Here is a 17531-nt window from a genome sequence, read left to right as displayed (position 1 = left end):
TGCTATATTTAAAGTAACAAGTTTTTTGAACTGAACTAAAAAAATAAAAATATGAACTTAATTATTCGCCTGCTGGTAACAGCAATTGTAGCTTATCTGCTCACCATGATTTTACCGGGAGTCCATTTTTCAGGATTCGGAGGTGCTATTATCTTTTCCATCGTATTGGGAATTTTAAACCTCATTGTAAAACCGATTCTTAGCCTTTTGGGCTTGCCTTTAACGATTATTACTTTAGGATTATTTGCCCTTGTTATCAATGCCATTATCATTCTTATTGCAGATTACTTTATAGACAGTATGGTCGTCGACGGATTCTGGTGGGCGCTGATTTTCAGCATTCTTCTTTCCCTGATCACTTCTCTGGCCAATTCGATGTTTTCGGACGGAGATTAATTGTAAATCTATCAAACGTTGATAATGAGTGGGCTTCGGTTCACTCTTTTTTATGAAGACAATACACGATTTTGCTTAAATTTTATATCTGAATATTCTCTCCGTGTATGCTAAAAATAAGTACCTTTGAAAACTTTGAAATAAACTGGATTATGAGCTTTATATCATAATCAAAAATTCGATCAACAATATGAAACTTAAGTACAGTCTGCTCGCTTTAGCAGCGCCGCTCTTAATGAATGCACAAAAAGTAATGACGCCTGAAATCCTCTGGACTTTAAAAAAAGTCGGAGTACAGGCCGTTTCACCAGATCAGTCTTCGCTTATTTATAAAGTGGGACAGGTAGATCTTAAAACAGAGAAAACAAAAAACGAAAGCTATTTCCTGAATGTCCTCAATAACCAGTCCGCAAAAATGGATTTGGGTAAAAAAGTTTTGATTCAATGGGATAAAAATGGGATCTATGCCCAAGAAGGCGATAAGATTTTTCTTTCTAAAGACAACGCCAAAACCTGGACGGAATTTTATATGATCGGGGAAGCAGATAATATTGTCATTTCTCCCGACGGTAAAAAAATAGCCTTCAGCAGACAGGTACTGGTGGAAAAAGTAATGGGGAAAGACAAATATTCCGATACCCCGAAAACTACAGCACAGGTGTATACCGACCTCAATCACAGGCATTGGGATTATTTTAACGAAGGAAAATACAATCATGTTTTTGTGGTGAATATTTCCGATAAAGCTGATGCAGCAAAAGATCTTCTTGAAGGTAAAATGTGGGACGCTCCGCAAAGACCGTTCGGAGGAGCTGAAGATTTTATCTGGAGCCCGGATTCTTCACAGCTCTTATATGTAACAAAAGCGAAAAGCGGAAAAGAGTATTCCACCAGTACAAATACAGACATCTTCGCTTACGATATTGCAACAGGGACTACCAGAAATTTAACGGAATCCAATAAAGGCTATGATGTGAATCCTAAGTTCAGTCCGGACGGAAAATCACTCATTTGGCAGAGCATGGCAAGAGACGGTTATGAAGCAGATAAAAATGATGTAAAAATCATGGACTGGAAAACCGGAAAAGTGACAAATCTCACTGCCGGATGGGACGAAAGCGTTTCCGGTGACGTCTTCTGGAGCGCAGATTCCAAAACGATTTATTTTACGGCTGCTTTTAGAGGGACAAAACAGCTTTTTTCATTAGATCCGAAAAACGCTAAAGTTCAGCAGATCACAAAAGGTGATTTTGATGTGAATGAAATATTTGCGGATCAGAAAAAATCTTTATTAGTAGGAAGAACAGACATTAACCACGCAACGGATCTGTTTTCGGTAAATATCAAAAACGGAGAAATGCAGCAGGTAACCGAAGTCAATAAAGACACGTACGCAAGCCTGGCACAGGGGAAATCTGAACTTAAAATGGTGAAAACTTCCGACGGTAAAGAAATGGGGGTATGGTTCCATTATCCTCCCAATTTTGATCCGAATAAAAAATACCCGACACTGGTATATTGCCAGGGCGGACCACAGTCTGCATTAACACAATTCTTTAGTACAAGATGGAATTTCGCCTTAATGGCTGCCAACGGATATATTGTTGTGGCACCAAACAGAAGAGGAATGCCGGGCTGGGGAACAAAATGGAATGAAGAAATATCCAAAGACTGGGGAGGCCAGCCGATGAGAGATTACCTTGCCGCAACGGATTATGCCAAAACATTGCCTTATGTAGATGGTGAAAGAGTAGCCGCGGTAGGCGCAAGCTATGGTGGTTACAGTGTATTCATGTTAGCCGGAATTCATGAGAATAGATTCAAAACCTTTATTGCACACGACGGATTGTTTGATATGAAATCATGGTATCTTACAACGGAAGAACTTTGGTTCGCCAACTGGGATCTCGGTTCGCCTTGGGAAAACCCCCTTCCGAAAGCATACACAGAGTTTAATCCAAGTAATTTTGTGGATAAATGGAATAAGCCGATCATGATCGTTCAGGGAGGAATTGATTACAGGGTTCCTTACGAGCAGGGACAGGAAGCTTTCCAGGCCGCCCAGCTTAGAGGTTTGAAATCAAAGCTGGTATATTTCCCGAACGAAAACCACTGGGTGCTTCATCCACAGAACGGTCTTGTTTGGCAGAGAGAATTTTTCGAATGGTTAAAAGAAACACTATAAAATATCAATAGAAGCGGGCTTTAGCCCGCTTTTTGTTTGTGAAAAATGAAAAGGCTTTAGCCAAAATATAAAAACCTTAATCATGCATAACAGAATTTTCTCTTTTCCTCCAATTATTGATGATCATTCTGAAATTATAATTTTAGGTTCAATTCCAGGTATTCAATCCCTGAAAAAACAACAATATTACGGCCATCCGCAAAACAAATTCTGGAAGATTGTTTTTGAATTGTTCAATGAAGAATTTACGGAAGATTATGATCAAAGAATTCAGATCTTAAAAAAACATCATATTGCGCTTTGGGACGTCATTGATTCGTGCGAAAGAAAAGGAAGCCTTGATTCTGAGATTAAAAACGAAGAAGCCAATCAGATTGAAGAACTGTTGGAAAATCATCCCAATATAAAAGCCATATTTTGCAACGGTGGAAAATCATATAAAAATGTGCAGAAAATTTTAGGAAAGAATTATAAAATTCCGGTATTTTTGCTGCCCTCAACAAGCCCTCTTCATACGGTTTCTTTTGAAAGAAAACTTGAGGATTGGATGAAGCTAAAACAATATTTATGAAAAAACGGACCCTGTTATTTTTCTTTATTTTTATTTCTGTAAATATATTTTCTCAACACTACGAATTTAATTATTATATAAGGTCAAAAATTGAAAATACCGGTACAAAATACATACAGGTTGAAGATAATCTTCTCAATTCAAATGAAAAATCGTATTTCGCTAAGATAAATGATGCTTATGAGAAAGGTTTTCGGGAGATTACGGTTTTTGATTATAAAAGAGAATTAATACATTTTTTCAGGATAAAAAGTACAGGTAACATATTTGAGTCAAAGAATTATACATATTATTACAGTGCTTATCTTATAATCGATAATTCTGAAAAAGATAAATTGTCAAAGCTTATTTACAAGCAAAATGATATAAGTTCTGATTCAGGTGTTAAAAAAGTAACAATAGAAAAATATAAAAAGGCAACATCTCAAAAACCACAGCTTACGATCACCGCAGAAATGAAAAGATCCAAAGGGGATTTAAGAAATTTAGCAATTATGTTTTTAATGTCTACACCATTCCCATATATCAATTTTGAAGCACAGGATAATGTATTTATCAGTCATGCAGATATGAAAATCAATAAAGCAGATATCAAATTAGATTCAGAAATACTGGATGAAGGAAACCTCGAACTGGTTGTACGTCCTTACGAAATTAAGCTGCCGAAAGAAAAGCCGGGACCAGTACAAGATCATATTGAAAATATTTTAAAAGGCATCAAAAAATAAAAGCAAAAGCAGAATTTTTGCTTTTGCTCTTACTAATAGTAGAATTATATTATTTCTCAATTCTGTACACTTCCTCATAAGGCTGTATCAAAACCCATCCGTTACCGGAAAATTTCATCTGGAATTCCTCACCGCTCCCTCTACCCATAAGACTTTTAAACGAAACGTTAGTCTTCAATTCCGGAGTTAAATTTCCCGACCAGGCAACCGTTGCATTAGGATCTGTGAAAACCGGAGCATCCGGAGTGACCAGTAAAGTCAATGGCTCACCATGAGTAGTAATGGCAATATGCCCCGTTCCGGATAATCTTACCTGGAACAATCCGCCGGACATAACGCCTGCAATGCTTTTCAGCATGGTGATATCACTTTTTACGCTCTGTTCGTGTGCCAGTACATCATTTCCGTTTACACAAACCGCTTCATTGTTAAGATAAAGAATTCGAACTTTTTTTCCTTCGTCAGCAACATATAATTTTCCGGTTCCTTCGGCTTTCATCAGCCGCGCTCCTTCACCGCTTATTGCTTTTTTCAGGAGATTTCCCAAGCCGCCCGAAAGCATTCCCTGTCTCTCAAAATTGATATTTCCCACATAGCTTACCATGCTTCCGGCCTTAGTCCATACTGCCTGATTATTGAGATTGATTTCAAGCAAAGCAGGCTTTTCCAGCTCAAAATAATCACGCTCATTAGGATTTTCCTTAGTTTCGTTTACGAAAGATTCAATTGAATATTTGCTCATAAGTGTATATTTTAAACCGCAAAATACAACTTTTCAGCCTTAATCTTCCCCGTAAAATCACGGTTTTTTGCCCGATTGTAAATAATACTTGACAAAGGGGTGCCGAATGTTGTATATTTGCAGTCCGAAAATTACATCTTGTAATTGGTTAATTTTTAAACCGTAATTTAAAAAATGAAAACATCAGATTTTAATTTTGATCTTCCTGCAGAATTATTGGCAGAACACCCATCCGAACACAGAGACGAAGCAAGGTTAATGGTTTTGAACAGAAAAACCGAAACCATCGAGCATAAACTGTTCAAGGATGTTGTCGATTATTTTGATGAAGGAGATCTTTTCATCTTCAACAATACCAAGGTTTTTCCGGCACGTCTTTATGGAAATAAAGAAAAAACAGGCGCAAAAATCGAAGTTTTCCTCTTAAGAGAACTTGATAAGGAAACCAGAGTTTGGGATGTATTGGTAGATCCTGCAAGAAAAATCAGAATCGGAAATAAATTATTCTTTACCGAAGACGAATCTCTGGTAGCGGAAGTTATTGATAATACCACTTCAAGAGGAAGAACATTAAGATTCTTATTCGACGGTTCTTATGAAGAATTCAGAGCTAAATTAAAAGAGTTGGGAGAAACACCGCTTCCGAAATATATTAAAAGAGAAGTTGAACCGGAAGATGCAGAAAGATACCAGACCATCTACGCAAAAGTGGAAGGGGCGGTTGCTGCACCTACGGCAGGACTTCACTTCTCAAAACATCTGATGAAGAGACTGGAAATCAAAGGAATTGATTTTGCAGAAGTAACTCTTCACGTTGGATTAGGTACATTCAACCCGATTGAAGTGGAAGATCTTTCCAAGCACAAAATGGAATCTGAGGAAATTTTTATTGATGAAAAAAATGCCCAGATCATCAACAATGCCGTTGATGCCCATAAAAGAGTTTGTGCTGTAGGAACCACAACAATGAGAACACTGGAAACTTCCGTATCTTCAAACAAGAAAATTTCTGCATTCCACGGTTGGACAAATAAATTCATTTATCCTCCTCACGAATTTGGGGTTGCCAACTGTATGATCACGAATTTCCACACGCCGAAATCTACATTAATCATGATGATTGCAGCATTTGCAGGAAGAGATTTCGTAATGCATGCTTATGAAGAAGCCGTGAAAGAGAAATATAAATTCTACTCGTACGGAGATGCAATGTTAATTTTATAAAAAAGTAAAAAGAGCCAGGTTAAAAGTAAAAGATAGTGTTGAAATAAGAGTAAACGTTTTAGTTTTCACTTTTAACTTTTCACTTCTTACTTCTTACTTTTAACCTAGCCTTACATAGTATGAAAGATATCAGAACTTTATCACTCGACCAGCTTAAAGAATATTTTGCTTCTTTAGGAGAAAAGCCTTTCCGAGCGAAGCAGGTGTACGATTGGCTGTGGAGCAAAAACCTCCATTCGATTGATGAGATGACGAATCTTTCGAAAAACCTTCGTGAAAGAATTTCCGAAGAATATACCATCAATCCGGTATCTGTTGACCAGCTCCAGAAAAGCACCGACGGAACCATCAAAAACGGAGTAAAGCTACATGACGGTTTATTGGTGGAATCTGTTTTAATTCCTACGGAAACAAGAACCACTGCCTGCGTTTCTTCCCAGGTAGGATGCTCCTTAAACTGCGAATTCTGTGCAACCGCAAGGCTTAAAAGAATGAGAAACCTTGAAGTGGCAGAAATTGTAGATCAGGTTGCCTTAATCGACAGCCAGAGCAAAATGTATTTCAACAGGCCGCTTTCCAATATCGTTTTTATGGGAATGGGAGAGCCGATGATGAACTACAAAAATGTGGTGGAAGCCATCAGGAAAATCACACAGCCGGAAGGTTTAGGAATGTCACCTAGAAGAATTACCGTTTCTACATCAGGAATTCCTAAAATGATCAAAATGCTTGCTGATGATGATTTAAGAGTGAAACTTGCCTTATCACTTCACTCTGCTATCGAATCAAAACGTAATGAGATCATGCCGTTTTCCGATAAGTTTCCTTTAACGGAAATTATGGAAGCACTTCAATACTGGTATCAGAAAACAGGTTCTGTCATTACTTTTGAATACTGCGTATGGAAAGGGATCAATGACGGAGATGAAGATATTAAAGCACTCATTAAATACTGCAAACAGGTACCTTCTAAAGTTAATTTAATTCAATATAACCCCATTGGTGACGGAAAGTATGACCAATGCAACAAGCAGGCAGAGGAAAACTATATCCGCCAGCTTGAAAATGCAGGTATTGTCTGTGTCGTACGAAAAAGCCGTGGCGGAGATATTGATGCAGCCTGTGGACAGCTTGCCAATAAAACTGCGGATTAAAATTTTATTAAATATTCTCGAAATATTCTTAACGTTTTCTTTAAATCTTACCTTTGTGCCAAATAAAAGTGACGATGGTAGATTATTTTTTTGGTAAAGACGGTCTTGAAAACGTCTATGCCTGGTCAATTCCGGTTCACGCTACAATTATTCTTGCGGAAATGATTTACAGTCATGTCGCAGAAGCCAAACTCTACAATGGCAAAGATGTCGCTACAAGTATTTATCTTGCAGGGCTGAATTTCACTTTGGATCTTGTAATGAAAGCTTTTGCCATGGGCTTTATGTTTTTTTTCTTCAACCACAGGATTTTTTCATGGGAATATACGATCTGGTACGGATTACTTTGTTTTATCGTTACAGATTTTGCCTATTATGTCCTTCATTATGTAGACCATCATTCCAGAGCTTTCTGGGCGGTTCATATTACCCATCATAATTCCGAATATTTTAATATAACAACAGGTTTCAGAAGTCCGGTTCTGCAGCCGCTGTACCGGTATCTTTATTTTTCACCATTGGCGTTTTTAGGATTTAATCCGTGGCACATTATGGTGGCTTATGCTATAGGCCAGGTCTATGGAACATGGGTTCATACACAAGCGGTAAAAAGGATGGGAATTCTGGAATACATTCTGGTTACGCCTTCTCATCATCGTGTTCATCACGCCTGCAATATCAAATATCTGGACAGAAATATGGGAATGTGCCTGATTATCTGGGATAAAATTTTCGGGACTTTTGAAAAAGAAGATCCCAATGTACCTGTAAAATATGGTATTTATCCTAAAATGCCTGACAATAAGCCGGATACCGTTCTTCTGTATGAATGGCGGAAAATCTGGAAAGATATCAAACAACCGGGTTTGAAATTTTCCGACAGGCTCAATTATATCTTCAATTCTCCCGGATGGCGACACGACGGGACCGGAAAAACAGTAAGACAATATCAGAAAGATTATTGGGCCAAGAAGAACCAGCAATCTAAGAAGAAAACGGCGTAAGTTTTTATACCATTAATAGATTTCAATACAATCTATATAATCAATTCAGGCGGTTTTGCCCGTCTTTTTTATTGAATTCTTTGATATTTATATAGACTTTGCTGAATGGAACATTAATTAGTAAAAAATAAATTAATATCAGATTTTGCTGTCATTCGCTGAGTGAAACGCCTTTGCGAAGGAAAAATAAACAAATTATTTTTTTTTAAAAATTGCGTCCATTGCGTTAAAAAGATTACCATTACCGTCATTTATAATATTTTTACCTAATGAAAAAGCTTTTCTTTACTATTGCAATCACAATTTTTACGTTCTCATTTTCCCAACAATCTGAACCATTAAAGATCAGGAAGTTCAGAATTGCTTATCTGGATGAAAAAATTAAGGAAACATCAGGTTTAAGCTTATTGAACGGAAAGCTGTACACCTTCAACGACAGCGGAAATTCACCGGAAATTTTTGAGTTGGATAAAACCACAGGAACAATCATCAGCACCATACAAATCAACACTGAAAATAAAGATTGGGAAGCGCTGACTAACGACGGGAGCAATTTCTACATCGGGGATTTCGGAAATAACGGAGGGACGAGAAGAGACCTGGAAATTTATAAAGTACCATCTGAAAACGAATCTTTTAAAAACGATTCTATTACATTAATTCCATTTGAATATCCTGAACAAAAAGAGTTTACACCTAAATATTCATCAACAGATTTTGATGCGGAAGCAATGATCTACCTCAACGGGAAAATTCATCTTTTCACAAAGGAATGGAGCGCAAAATCAACGACACATTACACTATTGATCCTAAAGTTCCGGGAAAGCAGCAGGCATTGAAAACAGAAACTTTCAAAACCAATTTTTTAGTGACCGATGCTTCTTATTACAATAAAAAGCTGTACCTCATCGGCTACACAAAAAAGACGGAAGTATTCCTGAATATTTTCAGGGAAACCGAACCGGGCGTTTTTTTCAATGAAGATCCGGAAAGATACTATCTTGGAAGTTCCCTTTCCATCGGGCAGATTGAAGGAATTGCTGTAGATGAAACAGGTGTTTATATTTCCGGTGAAAAATTTCATTCGCCTTTCGGAACGGCAAAACAGAGTCTGTATTTTATTCCAACTGACAAGCTCAAAGATTAATAATTTAAACGTTTGTATCACTTGCTGAGCTAAGCGCCTTTGCGGATGTAAAAATATTCAAATAATTATATAATTCTCTGCGACTTTGCGTTAAAACTAAAAAAATGATATTCGTATTAAATTACCTTAAAATTGCCTGAAAAAAATTATCTTTGTGGTAATTAATAATTTATCCATCATCAAAGATTGTGGCGAACACTGTAGAAGAAATTAAGCGACCGATCAATGAGGAAATGAAACTTTTCGAGCAGAAGTTTTATGAATCCATGCAGAGTAAAGTACCTTTATTAGATAAAGTCACACGTTTTATCGTTACTACAAAAGGGAAGCAGATGCGCCCCATGTTCGTTTTTCTTTGTGCCAAGCTTGTTGGAGATGTTAATGAAAAAACCTACCGAGGTGCTTCCATGATAGAGCTTATTCATACTGCAACGCTGGTACACGATGATGTGGTGGATGAAAGCTTTAAGCGACGCAATTTCTTTTCAATCAATGCGTTGTGGAAAAATAAAATTGCTGTTTTAGTCGGCGATTACCTGTTGTCAAAATCGGTTTTATTATCAACAGACCATAAAGATTACGATTTACTCGGAGTTATTTCCAGAACAATCCGTGAAATGTCTGAAGGTGAGCTTCTGCAGTTGGAAAAAGCGCGCAAACTGGATATTACGGAAGAAGTGTATTACGAAATTATCCGTCAGAAAACCGCAACCCTTATTGCAGCATGCTGCGAAATCGGCGTTTTGTCAAACAATGCTGATGCAGATCTGGCTAAAAAAATGATGGATTTCGGAACCTTTACCGGAATGGCTTTTCAGATTAAGGACGACCTTTTCGACTACTTAAGTTCTAATGTTATCGGAAAACCTGTAGGCATCGATATCAAAGAACAGAAGATGACTTTACCACTGATTTTTACCCTGCGAAACGCCACCGAAAAAGATAAGAAATACTATTTCAATACTATTAAACGCTACAATACCGATCAGAAACGTGTGAAGGAACTTATTAGCTTTGTGAAAAGTTCCGGAGGGCTGGATTATGCCATTTCTGTGATGAAGGATTTTCAGCAAAAAGCCAAAGATATCCTCAATGAATTTCCCGATTCTGAAGCCAGAAAATCTTTACATATTATGCTGGATTACGTAATTGAGCGAAAATTTTAAATTAAATTATTTTCATCGTTACAATAATAACAGCTGAAACTATGCAAAATAAAGCGGTTAAAAATAAATAATCCGCAATAGTTTCAAACTTGTTGCCACGCTTTTCGTGTGTGGATCGTATTGCCAGAAAAGAAAAGAAGCAGCTGAACGCAAAAAACAGGCAGGCTACCCCCGCAAATTCGTCCAAATGTGTACTATGGCTCATTTTAGTGATCTTCAAAGAAGTGATAATCACCAGTGAAAATCCCAGTAAATTACTCGAAGCATTCAGAATATGAGTGGATTTCTTCTCCATCTGTACAATTTTTTTTCAATATAAATACAATTTTTTTTATTATCAAATTTTTAAAAAAGATTATTAAAAATTAAAATTAATTTAAAAAGTGTATATTAGCAAAATACTTCAAGAATTATAAAATTTTTTATCGGGCTATGCAGACAACCTATATTGAAACACAGCAAATTTCCTTTCAAGACTTTAAAAATCAGATACTTGAAGATTATAAGTTAGGAAGGGTTTCTCGCGAAATGTCATATTTGGGCAGAAGAGAAGTTCTTACGGGAAAAGCTAAATTTGGTATTTTTGGGGATGGTAAAGAACTTCCTCAGCTTGCAATGGCGAAAGTTTTCAAAAATGGAGACTTCCGTTCGGGATATTACAGAGATCAGACCTTTGCGCTGGCTGTTGATGCGTTAACTGTTGAAAGTTTCTTTGCACAGCTGTATGCAGATACCAATGTTGAAAGAGAGCCTGCTTCTGCGGGAAGACAGATGAACGGGCATTTTGCTACGCGAAGCCTTAATGAAGACGGAAGCTGGAAAGATTTAACAGCTCAAAAAAATATTTCTTCAGACATTTCTCCCACTGCCGGACAAATGCCAAGATTATTAGGTTTAGCGCAGGCTTCCAAAATATATAAATCAGTAAAATTTGAAGGTTCGGAAAAATTCTCCAAAGACGGAAACGAAATCGCTTTCGGTACCATCGGAGACGCCTCCACAGCAGAAGGACACTTCTGGGAAACGCTGAACGCTGCATGTGCGCTTCAGGTTCCGATGATTGTTTCAATCTGGGACGATGGATACGGAATTTCAGTTCCTACCATGAAGCAGAGAGCCAAAGCAGATATTGCGGAAATGTTAAGCGGTTTCCAGAGAAAAGAAGGTGAATTCCAAGGATGTGAAATTATTCAGGTGAAAGCATGGGATTATCCTTCATTGCTGGATGCCTACGCCAGAGCAGAACAGTTTGCAAGAATGGAAAGCATTCCGGTAGTAGTTCACGTGGTAGAAGTTACGCAGCCTCAGGGACACTCTACTTCAGGATCTCACGAAAGATATAAAAATGAAGATCGTCTTGCTTGGGAATCCCAGTTTGACGGATTGGTTAAATTCAAAGAATGGATTTTAGATTATTCTATCGAAATCGACGGAAAAGAAGAAGTATTGGCAACGGCTGAAGAGTTGGATGCTATTGATGAAGAAGCTAAAAAAACGGTAAAAGCCGGACAGAAAGCTGCCTGGGAAAACTATCAGAAGACCATCACGGATTTAATCAGTTCTGTATTGCCTTTTGTTGAAAATCTTAAAGGACAAAATTCTGATATTGAAAACTATATCAGCCAGTTTAACAAATTGGTTTCCAAAGCGAAAAAAGATGTTTTCCATTTGGTGAGAAAATCTTTGCTGGCAACAAGAGGAACGAATTCTGCAGAAAGAAATCAGCTGATGCAGAAATACAATGAGATTTTCGAGGTGGAAAAAGACAATTATTCGTCTCACTTATATTCTCAGTCTCAGTGGAAAGCTGAAAACGTAAAAGAAATCAAGCCAGTCTATTCTGAAAATTCTGAAGATGTGGACGGAAGAGTAGTAGTAAGAAATAATTTCGATAAAATTTTCGAAAAATATCCTGAAACTTTAGTATTTGGTGAAGATGCCGGAAATATCGGTGACGTCAACCAGGGACTGGAAGGGATGCAGGAAAAATATGGCGAAGTTCGTGTAGCTGATACCGGAATCCGTGAAGCTACGATTCTTGGACAGGGAATCGGTATGGCGATGAGAGGTTTGAGACCGATCGCTGAAATCCAATATTTAGACTATATTTTATACTGTTTGCAGGGAATGAGCGATGATCTGGCGACGGTTCAGTACAGAACCAAAGGAGGACAGAAAGCTCCGGTAATCATCAGAACAAGAGGTCACAGGCTGGAAGGGGTTTGGCATTCCGGTTCTCCGATGGCGGGAATTCTTAATCTTTCCAAAGGGATTTTAGTTTTGGTTCCGAGAAACCTTACAAAAGCTGCCGGATTCTATAATACCATGCTTCAGAGCGATGATCCTGCCGTAATTGTTGAATGTCTGAATGGATACCGATTAAAAGAGAAACAGCCGGATAATTTGGGAGAATTCACCGTTCCTGTAGGCAAAATTGAAGTAACCAAAGAAGGAAAAGATGTGACGTTGGTAACGTACGGTTCTACGTGGAGAATTGTTATGGAAGCAGCCGAAGAGCTTGAAAAATTAGGAATTTCTGCGGAAGTGATTGATGTTCAGTCATTGATTCCATTCGATTTAACCCATGAAATTGCTGAATCTGTGAAGAAAACCAACCGATTGGTGGTGATTGACGAAGATGTGGAAGGTGGAACCTCAGCGTTTATTTTACAGCAGATTTTAGAAAAGCAGAAAGCCTTCAGGTTTTTAGATTCTGATCCTTTGACGATCTCTGCAAATGATCACAGACCGGCGTATGCAAGTGACGGAGATTACTTCTCTAAGCCATCTTCAGACGATATGGTAGAAAGAATCTATACGATGTTTAATGAAACAAATCCTCAGAAATATCCCGCGATATTTTAATTGAGATTTTACATAAATTTTGAAACCGCTTCTTTTGGGAGCGGTTTTGTTATAAATATATTATGAAATTGATTAAATTAGATTATGAATAAAAAAAACTTATCTAAATAAGAAATTAAATTTTATGAAAGTATATTTATTTTATATAAATGTAAGCAAGCCATCAATAATTTATGGAATAAATTAAAACAAGATAATGGCTTGCTAAAAGGATTAGATTATTCTGATACACCATTATTGTATCATATAATTCTTGAAGTTGTTAATTTTAATGAAGAATATAATTCATATTTTAATAAAACGTACTTAAATATCTATGAAGATAGAATCCAAGAAATAAGGGATATAAATAAGCCTATTTTTAAAAAAATTAATCAATGGAAGTTAAAGTATTTTAGAAATAATATTATTGCTCATACATGGAGAAATAAAAATAAATTTGCCCATCCAGACTCTGATGTTTATTTCATTCCAAAAAATGCACTTGAATTTTCATTGCTTGTAAATTATATTAATTATGCATGGAACTTAATAGAAAATGAATTTGAAATTGAATTAAATCATGCAATGAATTACATGATTTCAATTGCTACTAATATTCCGAATAGAGATAAGAATTATAGTAATTTAAATAATGAGCAAATTAAGTTGGTTGATGAGGTTAATTTAAAATGTATGGAGTATAAAAAAAGTTATCGTTTAAGTGTTTATTTATTTGACTTTTCTGAAATTGAAAAATAGTCAATACCATTACACAAAACTCTTCTGCATCTTCTTTCCTTCCATAATCATCTTACAATCCTTCTCTTTTTCCGGATCGTACACATGATATTTCGTTTCCCATTCCTCAAGCTGGTACAAAATAGGAAGCAATGCCAACCCTTTCTCCGTCAGAGAATATTCAACCCTCGGCGGAATTTCCTTGAATTCTTCACGAATCACCAATCCGTCGGCTTCCATCTCTCTCAGTTGATCGGTCAAAACTTTTCTGGAAATAACATTGATGCGCACTGCAAGTTCTCCAAAACGCAGTTTCCGGTCTTTGATCACCAATACAATAATCGGTTTCCATTTGCTTCCCAGTGCAGACATTGCTTTACCGAGAGGACAGCTGTATTGCATTAATTCGTTCTTTTTCATAAAAAGTTTATTTTAAATTTTGTTGGTCTTTTTTGAACACAAAGGCCACAAAGATTTTTTTAAATATGTTCTGTTTTTAAGTCTCACAAAGCCGTTCTGCTTATAAGAGGGCGCAGAGATTCTGATTCGATCAATTTCCACGATATTCGAGCTGAACTCATCGACATCTTTTAACCTTAATCTGCCATCTTCCTGAACACGAAGCTCACAAGAATTTCTATCTGCTAACTGTTTTAAGTTTCACAAAGCCGTTCTGCTTATAAAAGTGTACGATGGGTTTGAACTTATGTATTCTTAATATGCAGTTTTATATAAAATAAGCATACGCTTATCTTTTGTTCCTTTTGAGGTTAAAACCAACTTACAGAGTAGCCTTAAGTGTTACTTTAAAGTTACTAATGTAAGTTACCACAAAGTTACTACTTTTTTTCTTTAAAAGATACAAATATGAACTATTATTAGTTACTTTGTGTAACAATTATAAAAAAGTAAATCTAAAAATGAGTACAGAATCCTTATTTGCCCCTTTTAAATATAAAAATTTAGAATTAAAAAATAGAATCGTAATGGCTCCGATGACGAGAGCTCAATCCGACAATGGAGTTCCTACACAGCAGATCACAGACTATTATGCAAGAAGAGCGGCAGCAGAGGTCGGGTTAATCCTTTCTGAGGGAACCGTAATCAACAGGCCTGCTTCAAAAAACATGCAGAATATCCCGGATTTTTATGGAACAGAAGCTTTAAACGGATGGAAAAACGTCATTAATGCCGTACACGAAAACGGTGGGAAAATGGGACCTCAGATCTGGCACGTAGGAGACACCAGAAATAACCCTGATTATCCGGCTGTAGACATGGAAAAAGCGTCTACAATGACACTGGAAGACATTCAGGATACGATTGCTAAATTTGCTGAGTCTGCAAAATCTGCAAAAGATCTTGGTTTTGATGTGGTTGAAATTCATGGCGCACACGGTTATCTGATTGACCAGTTTTTCTGGGACGGTACCAATACCCGAACTGATCAATACGGCGGAAAAACCATTAAAGAAAGAAGCCGGTTTGCAGTAGATGTTGTAAAGGCAATCAGAGCGGCTGTAGGTGAAGATTTCACCATCATCATTCGTCTTTCCCAATGGAAGCAGCAGGATTATTCAATCAAATTAGCCCATACCCCTGAAGAAATGGAAGACTGGCTGCTGCCGTTAAAAGATGCCGGAGTCGATATTTTCCATTGTTCGCAAAGAAGATTCTGGGAACCGGAATTTGAAGGTTCCGACCTCAACTTTGCAGGCTGGGCCAAGAAAATTACCGGACAGCCAACCATTACAGTAGGATCGGTGGGCTTAAAGGGAGATATTACAGGTTCTTTTGCAGGCCAGGGGACAGAAAAAGAAGATTTAACTGAACTTACAAGAAGACTCGAAAGGGGAGACTTCGATCTGGTTGCTGTAGGCCGTGCGCTGCTTCAGGATCCGGAGTGGGCAAAAAAAGTTAAAGAACAAAATACCGAAGCGCTTCTTGACTTTTCTGCAGAAAGCCTCGGCGTATTATATTAAAGTTTGATTATCAATGGTGAATCTGCTTTTCTGCCCATTTGATTTTGACAACTTTTCTGAATGAGCAGTTCCTATTCACTTACTGAGCAAAATTCACTATTGATGATTTTACCATATCTTGATTACCTATTTAAATTTTTTTACCAAAAACCGCCTGAAGATTATTTCTGAAGGCGGTTTTCTTTGAAAAGCAAAACCACTTTCCGGAATATGGAAAGTGGCTTTTTTAACAGATTTAAATATCTAAAATGTCAGATTTGATTCTGACAAAAAGTGATTTTATAAACCGATACTTTTAGTAGGCTTAAGTTGCTTTCTGATGCTTTTAGGAAGCGCATCTTTGTGAACAAGAATAGCGGTAGATTTGTACTCCACGTAAGGTTTTGTAACATAAATATAACCTTCAAAATCATTCGTTACGCCCCAGGAATTTTTTACCATGTAATATTCTTTTCCGCTCTGGTCTTTTGCCAGTCCTACGATATGCATGCCGTGATCGTCGGTTGTTGAAAGGTTGTTTAAAGCCTGCTGGCGCATATCTTCCGTAATGGTCTTATCTTTTTTAGGCTCGGTGAATAAAGTCACTTTGTTCTCATTATTGATCTGGTCAAGATTCATATCCGGAACGTAAGCCACCCCGTTTTTATACGAAAAGTACGGTTCGGAAACATCAGTTGCCCAGCCTATGGAATAACCTTTGTTTACAGCATTATCGATAATCGCTGTTAAATCTTTCATCGGAACATTCCAGTCGGAATCATGGCTCCAGTTATCCGGAATCGGAACAACGAATTTTTGGTAATACGGATAATCTTTGTATGAAGAAATTTCAACATAATCTTCCGGGTTAATTCCTACAACTTCTTTTGCAAAAGATTGCGGCGTGTAAGATTTTCCTTCATAGGTAAAATTAGCCGGAACTTTTCCCAGGTATTGATCTAAAATCGCATCTACGGAAGCCATCCAGTTATCCGATAATTTTCCCTTAGATGATGCCTGTACCAAGCTGTCCAGAACAGGTTTCAGTTTACCCTGCATTTCAGAGAAATTATTCAGGGTCTGTCCCTGTTTCAATCCAGTGTAAACATCCTGTGGAACAGCACCGTATTTTTTGTACATATTGATCACATCGTGCAGCTCACCGCCGTCGCCCCAGTTGATTGCTCCGTTGTTTAATACATATAATTTTGCTTTGTCGTGGTAAGAATTTCTTGCCGTGAAGATTTCTGCAAGATCAACAGGATTTTTGCCCATTCTCTGCATTTCAGACTCCAGGAAAGAGTTTCCCGAATAGCTCCAGCATGTTCCTGAAGAACCCTGGTTTTTTACCGAAGTCGCGCCAACGTCTTTCAGTGTGGTAAACTGGAAATTGGCATTTTGAGACTGGTTGTTTTTTAGCTTATTGATTAAGTCATCCTGAGCAAACATCATACTTCCTGCAGACAAAACAAAAAGTAATGATACAAATTTGGTATTTTTCATTACTATAAAATATTATTTATACAAATAGTCGTTCATATTACAAATTTGTTACAAAGACAAAGGTTAAATTTAATCCTGAATTTTAGGAGCTGTTTCGCGCTTTCGCTACTCGCTTTTTTCTGGATTCGGGGGGGGGCAAGCCGCCGCCCRAAACAGAAAAAAAA

The 17531-nt window shown here is 37.3% G+C and carries 16 protein-coding genes; 12 read left to right on the top strand and 4 right to left on the bottom strand.

Annotation, left to right across the window (positions count from 1 at the left end):
• Positions 1-51 precede the first annotated feature (51 nt).
• The 4 genes from SOP96_RS07890 to SOP96_RS07875 all read left to right on the top strand — a co-directional run bounded on the left by SOP96_RS07890 (position 52) and on the right by SOP96_RS07875 (position 3880).
• Complete coding sequence (locus tag SOP96_RS07890; RefSeq protein ID WP_072884219.1) at positions 52-396, top strand: phage holin family protein; 345 nt, start codon at positions 52-54, stop codon at positions 394-396.
• A 190-nt stretch (positions 397-586) separates the two neighbouring features.
• Positions 587-2581 (top strand): S9 family peptidase, encoded by a 1995-nt coding sequence (locus SOP96_RS07885; protein ID WP_326320440.1) that lies wholly within the window; start codon positions 587-589, stop codon positions 2579-2581.
• A gap of 82 nt (positions 2582-2663) precedes the next feature.
• The gene (locus SOP96_RS07880; RefSeq protein WP_326320439.1) at positions 2664-3152 is read left to right on the top strand and encodes a DNA-deoxyinosine glycosylase; all 489 of its coding nucleotides are present in this window, start codon (positions 2664-2666) and stop codon (positions 3150-3152) included.
• On the top strand, positions 3149-3880 hold the full coding sequence (locus SOP96_RS07875; protein WP_326320438.1) for a hypothetical protein: 732 nt from the start codon (positions 3149-3151) through the stop codon (positions 3878-3880). The genes SOP96_RS07880 and SOP96_RS07875 overlap by 4 nt, the downstream gene beginning before the upstream one ends.
• Positions 3881-3929: 49 nt before the next feature.
• Here the strand turns inward: SOP96_RS07875 and SOP96_RS07870 are convergent, their stop codons facing one another.
• Positions 3930-4622 carry an AIM24 family protein gene (locus tag SOP96_RS07870; protein WP_326320437.1) on the bottom strand — a complete coding sequence of 231 codons (693 nt, stop codon included), beginning with the start codon at positions 4620-4622 and terminating at the stop codon, positions 3930-3932.
• Between the two features lie 174 nt (positions 4623-4796).
• Between SOP96_RS07870 and queA the strand changes: the two genes are divergently transcribed.
• The 5 genes from queA (at position 4797) to SOP96_RS07845 (ending at position 10318) form a co-directional block, all read left to right on the top strand.
• Positions 4797-5846: a tRNA preQ1(34) S-adenosylmethionine ribosyltransferase-isomerase QueA gene (queA, locus tag SOP96_RS07865; RefSeq protein WP_326320436.1), complete on the top strand. Its 1050-nt coding sequence runs from the start codon at positions 4797-4799 to the stop codon at positions 5844-5846.
• A 119-nt stretch (positions 5847-5965) separates the two neighbouring features.
• The gene (gene rlmN, locus SOP96_RS07860) at positions 5966-7000 is read left to right on the top strand and encodes a dual-specificity RNA methyltransferase RlmN (protein WP_326320435.1); all 1035 of its coding nucleotides are present in this window, start codon (positions 5966-5968) and stop codon (positions 6998-7000) included.
• Positions 7001-7074: 74 nt separating this feature from the next.
• On the top strand, positions 7075-8004 hold the full coding sequence (locus tag SOP96_RS07855; protein ID WP_326320434.1) for a sterol desaturase family protein: 930 nt from the start codon (positions 7075-7077) through the stop codon (positions 8002-8004).
• A 269-nt stretch (positions 8005-8273) separates the two neighbouring features.
• Positions 8274-9152 carry a hypothetical protein gene (locus SOP96_RS07850; RefSeq protein WP_326320433.1) on the top strand — a complete coding sequence of 293 codons (879 nt, stop codon included), beginning with the start codon at positions 8274-8276 and terminating at the stop codon, positions 9150-9152.
• Between the two features lie 188 nt (positions 9153-9340).
• Entirely contained in the window at positions 9341-10318 is a 978-nt protein-coding gene (locus tag SOP96_RS07845) for a polyprenyl synthetase family protein (RefSeq protein WP_326320432.1), read from the top strand.
• Between the two features lies 1 nt (position 10319).
• Here SOP96_RS07845 and SOP96_RS07840 read toward each other — a convergent pair whose 3' ends face one another.
• A complete protein-coding gene (locus SOP96_RS07840; protein WP_326320431.1) occupies positions 10320-10613 on the bottom strand; it encodes a hypothetical protein in 294 nt (97 codons plus the stop codon).
• A 137-nt stretch (positions 10614-10750) separates the two neighbouring features.
• Here SOP96_RS07840 and SOP96_RS07835 point away from each other — a divergent pair, with 137 nt between their 5' ends.
• On the top strand, positions 10751-13183 hold the full coding sequence (locus SOP96_RS07835; RefSeq protein WP_326320430.1) for an alpha-ketoacid dehydrogenase subunit alpha/beta: 2433 nt from the start codon (positions 10751-10753) through the stop codon (positions 13181-13183).
• A 201-nt stretch (positions 13184-13384) separates the two neighbouring features.
• A complete protein-coding gene (locus tag SOP96_RS07830) occupies positions 13385-13924 on the top strand; it encodes a hypothetical protein (protein ID WP_326320429.1) in 540 nt (179 codons plus the stop codon).
• 9 nt (positions 13925-13933) lie between these two features.
• Here the strand turns inward: SOP96_RS07830 and SOP96_RS07825 are convergent, their stop codons facing one another.
• The gene (locus SOP96_RS07825; protein WP_326320428.1) at positions 13934-14323 is read right to left on the bottom strand and encodes a winged helix-turn-helix transcriptional regulator; all 390 of its coding nucleotides are present in this window, start codon (positions 14321-14323) and stop codon (positions 13934-13936) included.
• Between the two features lie 500 nt (positions 14324-14823).
• Here SOP96_RS07825 and SOP96_RS07820 point away from each other — a divergent pair, with 500 nt between their 5' ends.
• Entirely contained in the window at positions 14824-15885 is a 1062-nt protein-coding gene (locus SOP96_RS07820; protein ID WP_326320427.1) for an NADH:flavin oxidoreductase, read from the top strand.
• Between the two features lie 279 nt (positions 15886-16164).
• Here the strand turns inward: SOP96_RS07820 and SOP96_RS07815 are convergent, their stop codons facing one another.
• A complete protein-coding gene (locus SOP96_RS07815; RefSeq protein WP_326320426.1) occupies positions 16165-17367 on the bottom strand; it encodes a C1 family peptidase in 1203 nt (400 codons plus the stop codon).
• Positions 17368-17531: the final 164 nt, after the last annotated feature.

Source organism: Chryseobacterium salviniae (genome assembly GCF_035819015.1).
Classification (GTDB): Bacteria; Bacteroidota; Bacteroidia; order Flavobacteriales; family Weeksellaceae; genus Chryseobacterium; species Chryseobacterium salviniae.
The sequence above is the reverse complement of the archived record's forward strand: the minus strand, read 5'-3'. Positions and strand labels throughout refer to the sequence as shown.

Bases quoted from the DNA above. Each gene is read 5' to 3' on its own strand.
- SOP96_RS07835 (WP_326320430.1), top strand. From the start codon at position 10,751: ATGCAGACAACCTATATTGAAACACAGCAAATTTCCTTTCAAGACTTT.
- SOP96_RS07875 (WP_326320438.1), top strand. From the start codon at position 3,149: ATGAAAAAACGGACCCTGTTATTTTTCTTTATTTTTATTTCTGTAAAT.
- SOP96_RS07820 (WP_326320427.1), top strand. From the start codon at position 14,824: ATGAGTACAGAATCCTTATTTGCCCCTTTTAAATATAAAAATTTAGAA.
- SOP96_RS07840 (WP_326320431.1), bottom strand. From the start codon at position 10,613: ATGGAGAAGAAATCCACTCATATTCTGAATGCTTCGAGTAATTTACTG.
- SOP96_RS07870 (WP_326320437.1), bottom strand. From the start codon at position 4,622: ATGAGCAAATATTCAATTGAATCTTTCGTAAACGAAACTAAGGAAAAT.
- rlmN (WP_326320435.1), top strand. From the start codon at position 5,966: ATGAAAGATATCAGAACTTTATCACTCGACCAGCTTAAAGAATATTTT.
- queA (WP_326320436.1), top strand. From the start codon at position 4,797: ATGAAAACATCAGATTTTAATTTTGATCTTCCTGCAGAATTATTGGCA.
- SOP96_RS07815 (WP_326320426.1), bottom strand. From the start codon at position 17,367: ATGAAAAATACCAAATTTGTATCATTACTTTTTGTTTTGTCTGCAGGA.
- SOP96_RS07880 (WP_326320439.1), top strand. From the start codon at position 2,664: ATGCATAACAGAATTTTCTCTTTTCCTCCAATTATTGATGATCATTCT.
- SOP96_RS07850 (WP_326320433.1), top strand. From the start codon at position 8,274: ATGAAAAAGCTTTTCTTTACTATTGCAATCACAATTTTTACGTTCTCA.
- SOP96_RS07890 (WP_072884219.1), top strand. From the start codon at position 52: ATGAACTTAATTATTCGCCTGCTGGTAACAGCAATTGTAGCTTATCTG.
- SOP96_RS07885 (WP_326320440.1), top strand. From the start codon at position 587: ATGAAACTTAAGTACAGTCTGCTCGCTTTAGCAGCGCCGCTCTTAATG.
- SOP96_RS07825 (WP_326320428.1), bottom strand. From the start codon at position 14,323: ATGAAAAAGAACGAATTAATGCAATACAGCTGTCCTCTCGGTAAAGCA.
- SOP96_RS07855 (WP_326320434.1), top strand. From the start codon at position 7,075: ATGGTAGATTATTTTTTTGGTAAAGACGGTCTTGAAAACGTCTATGCC.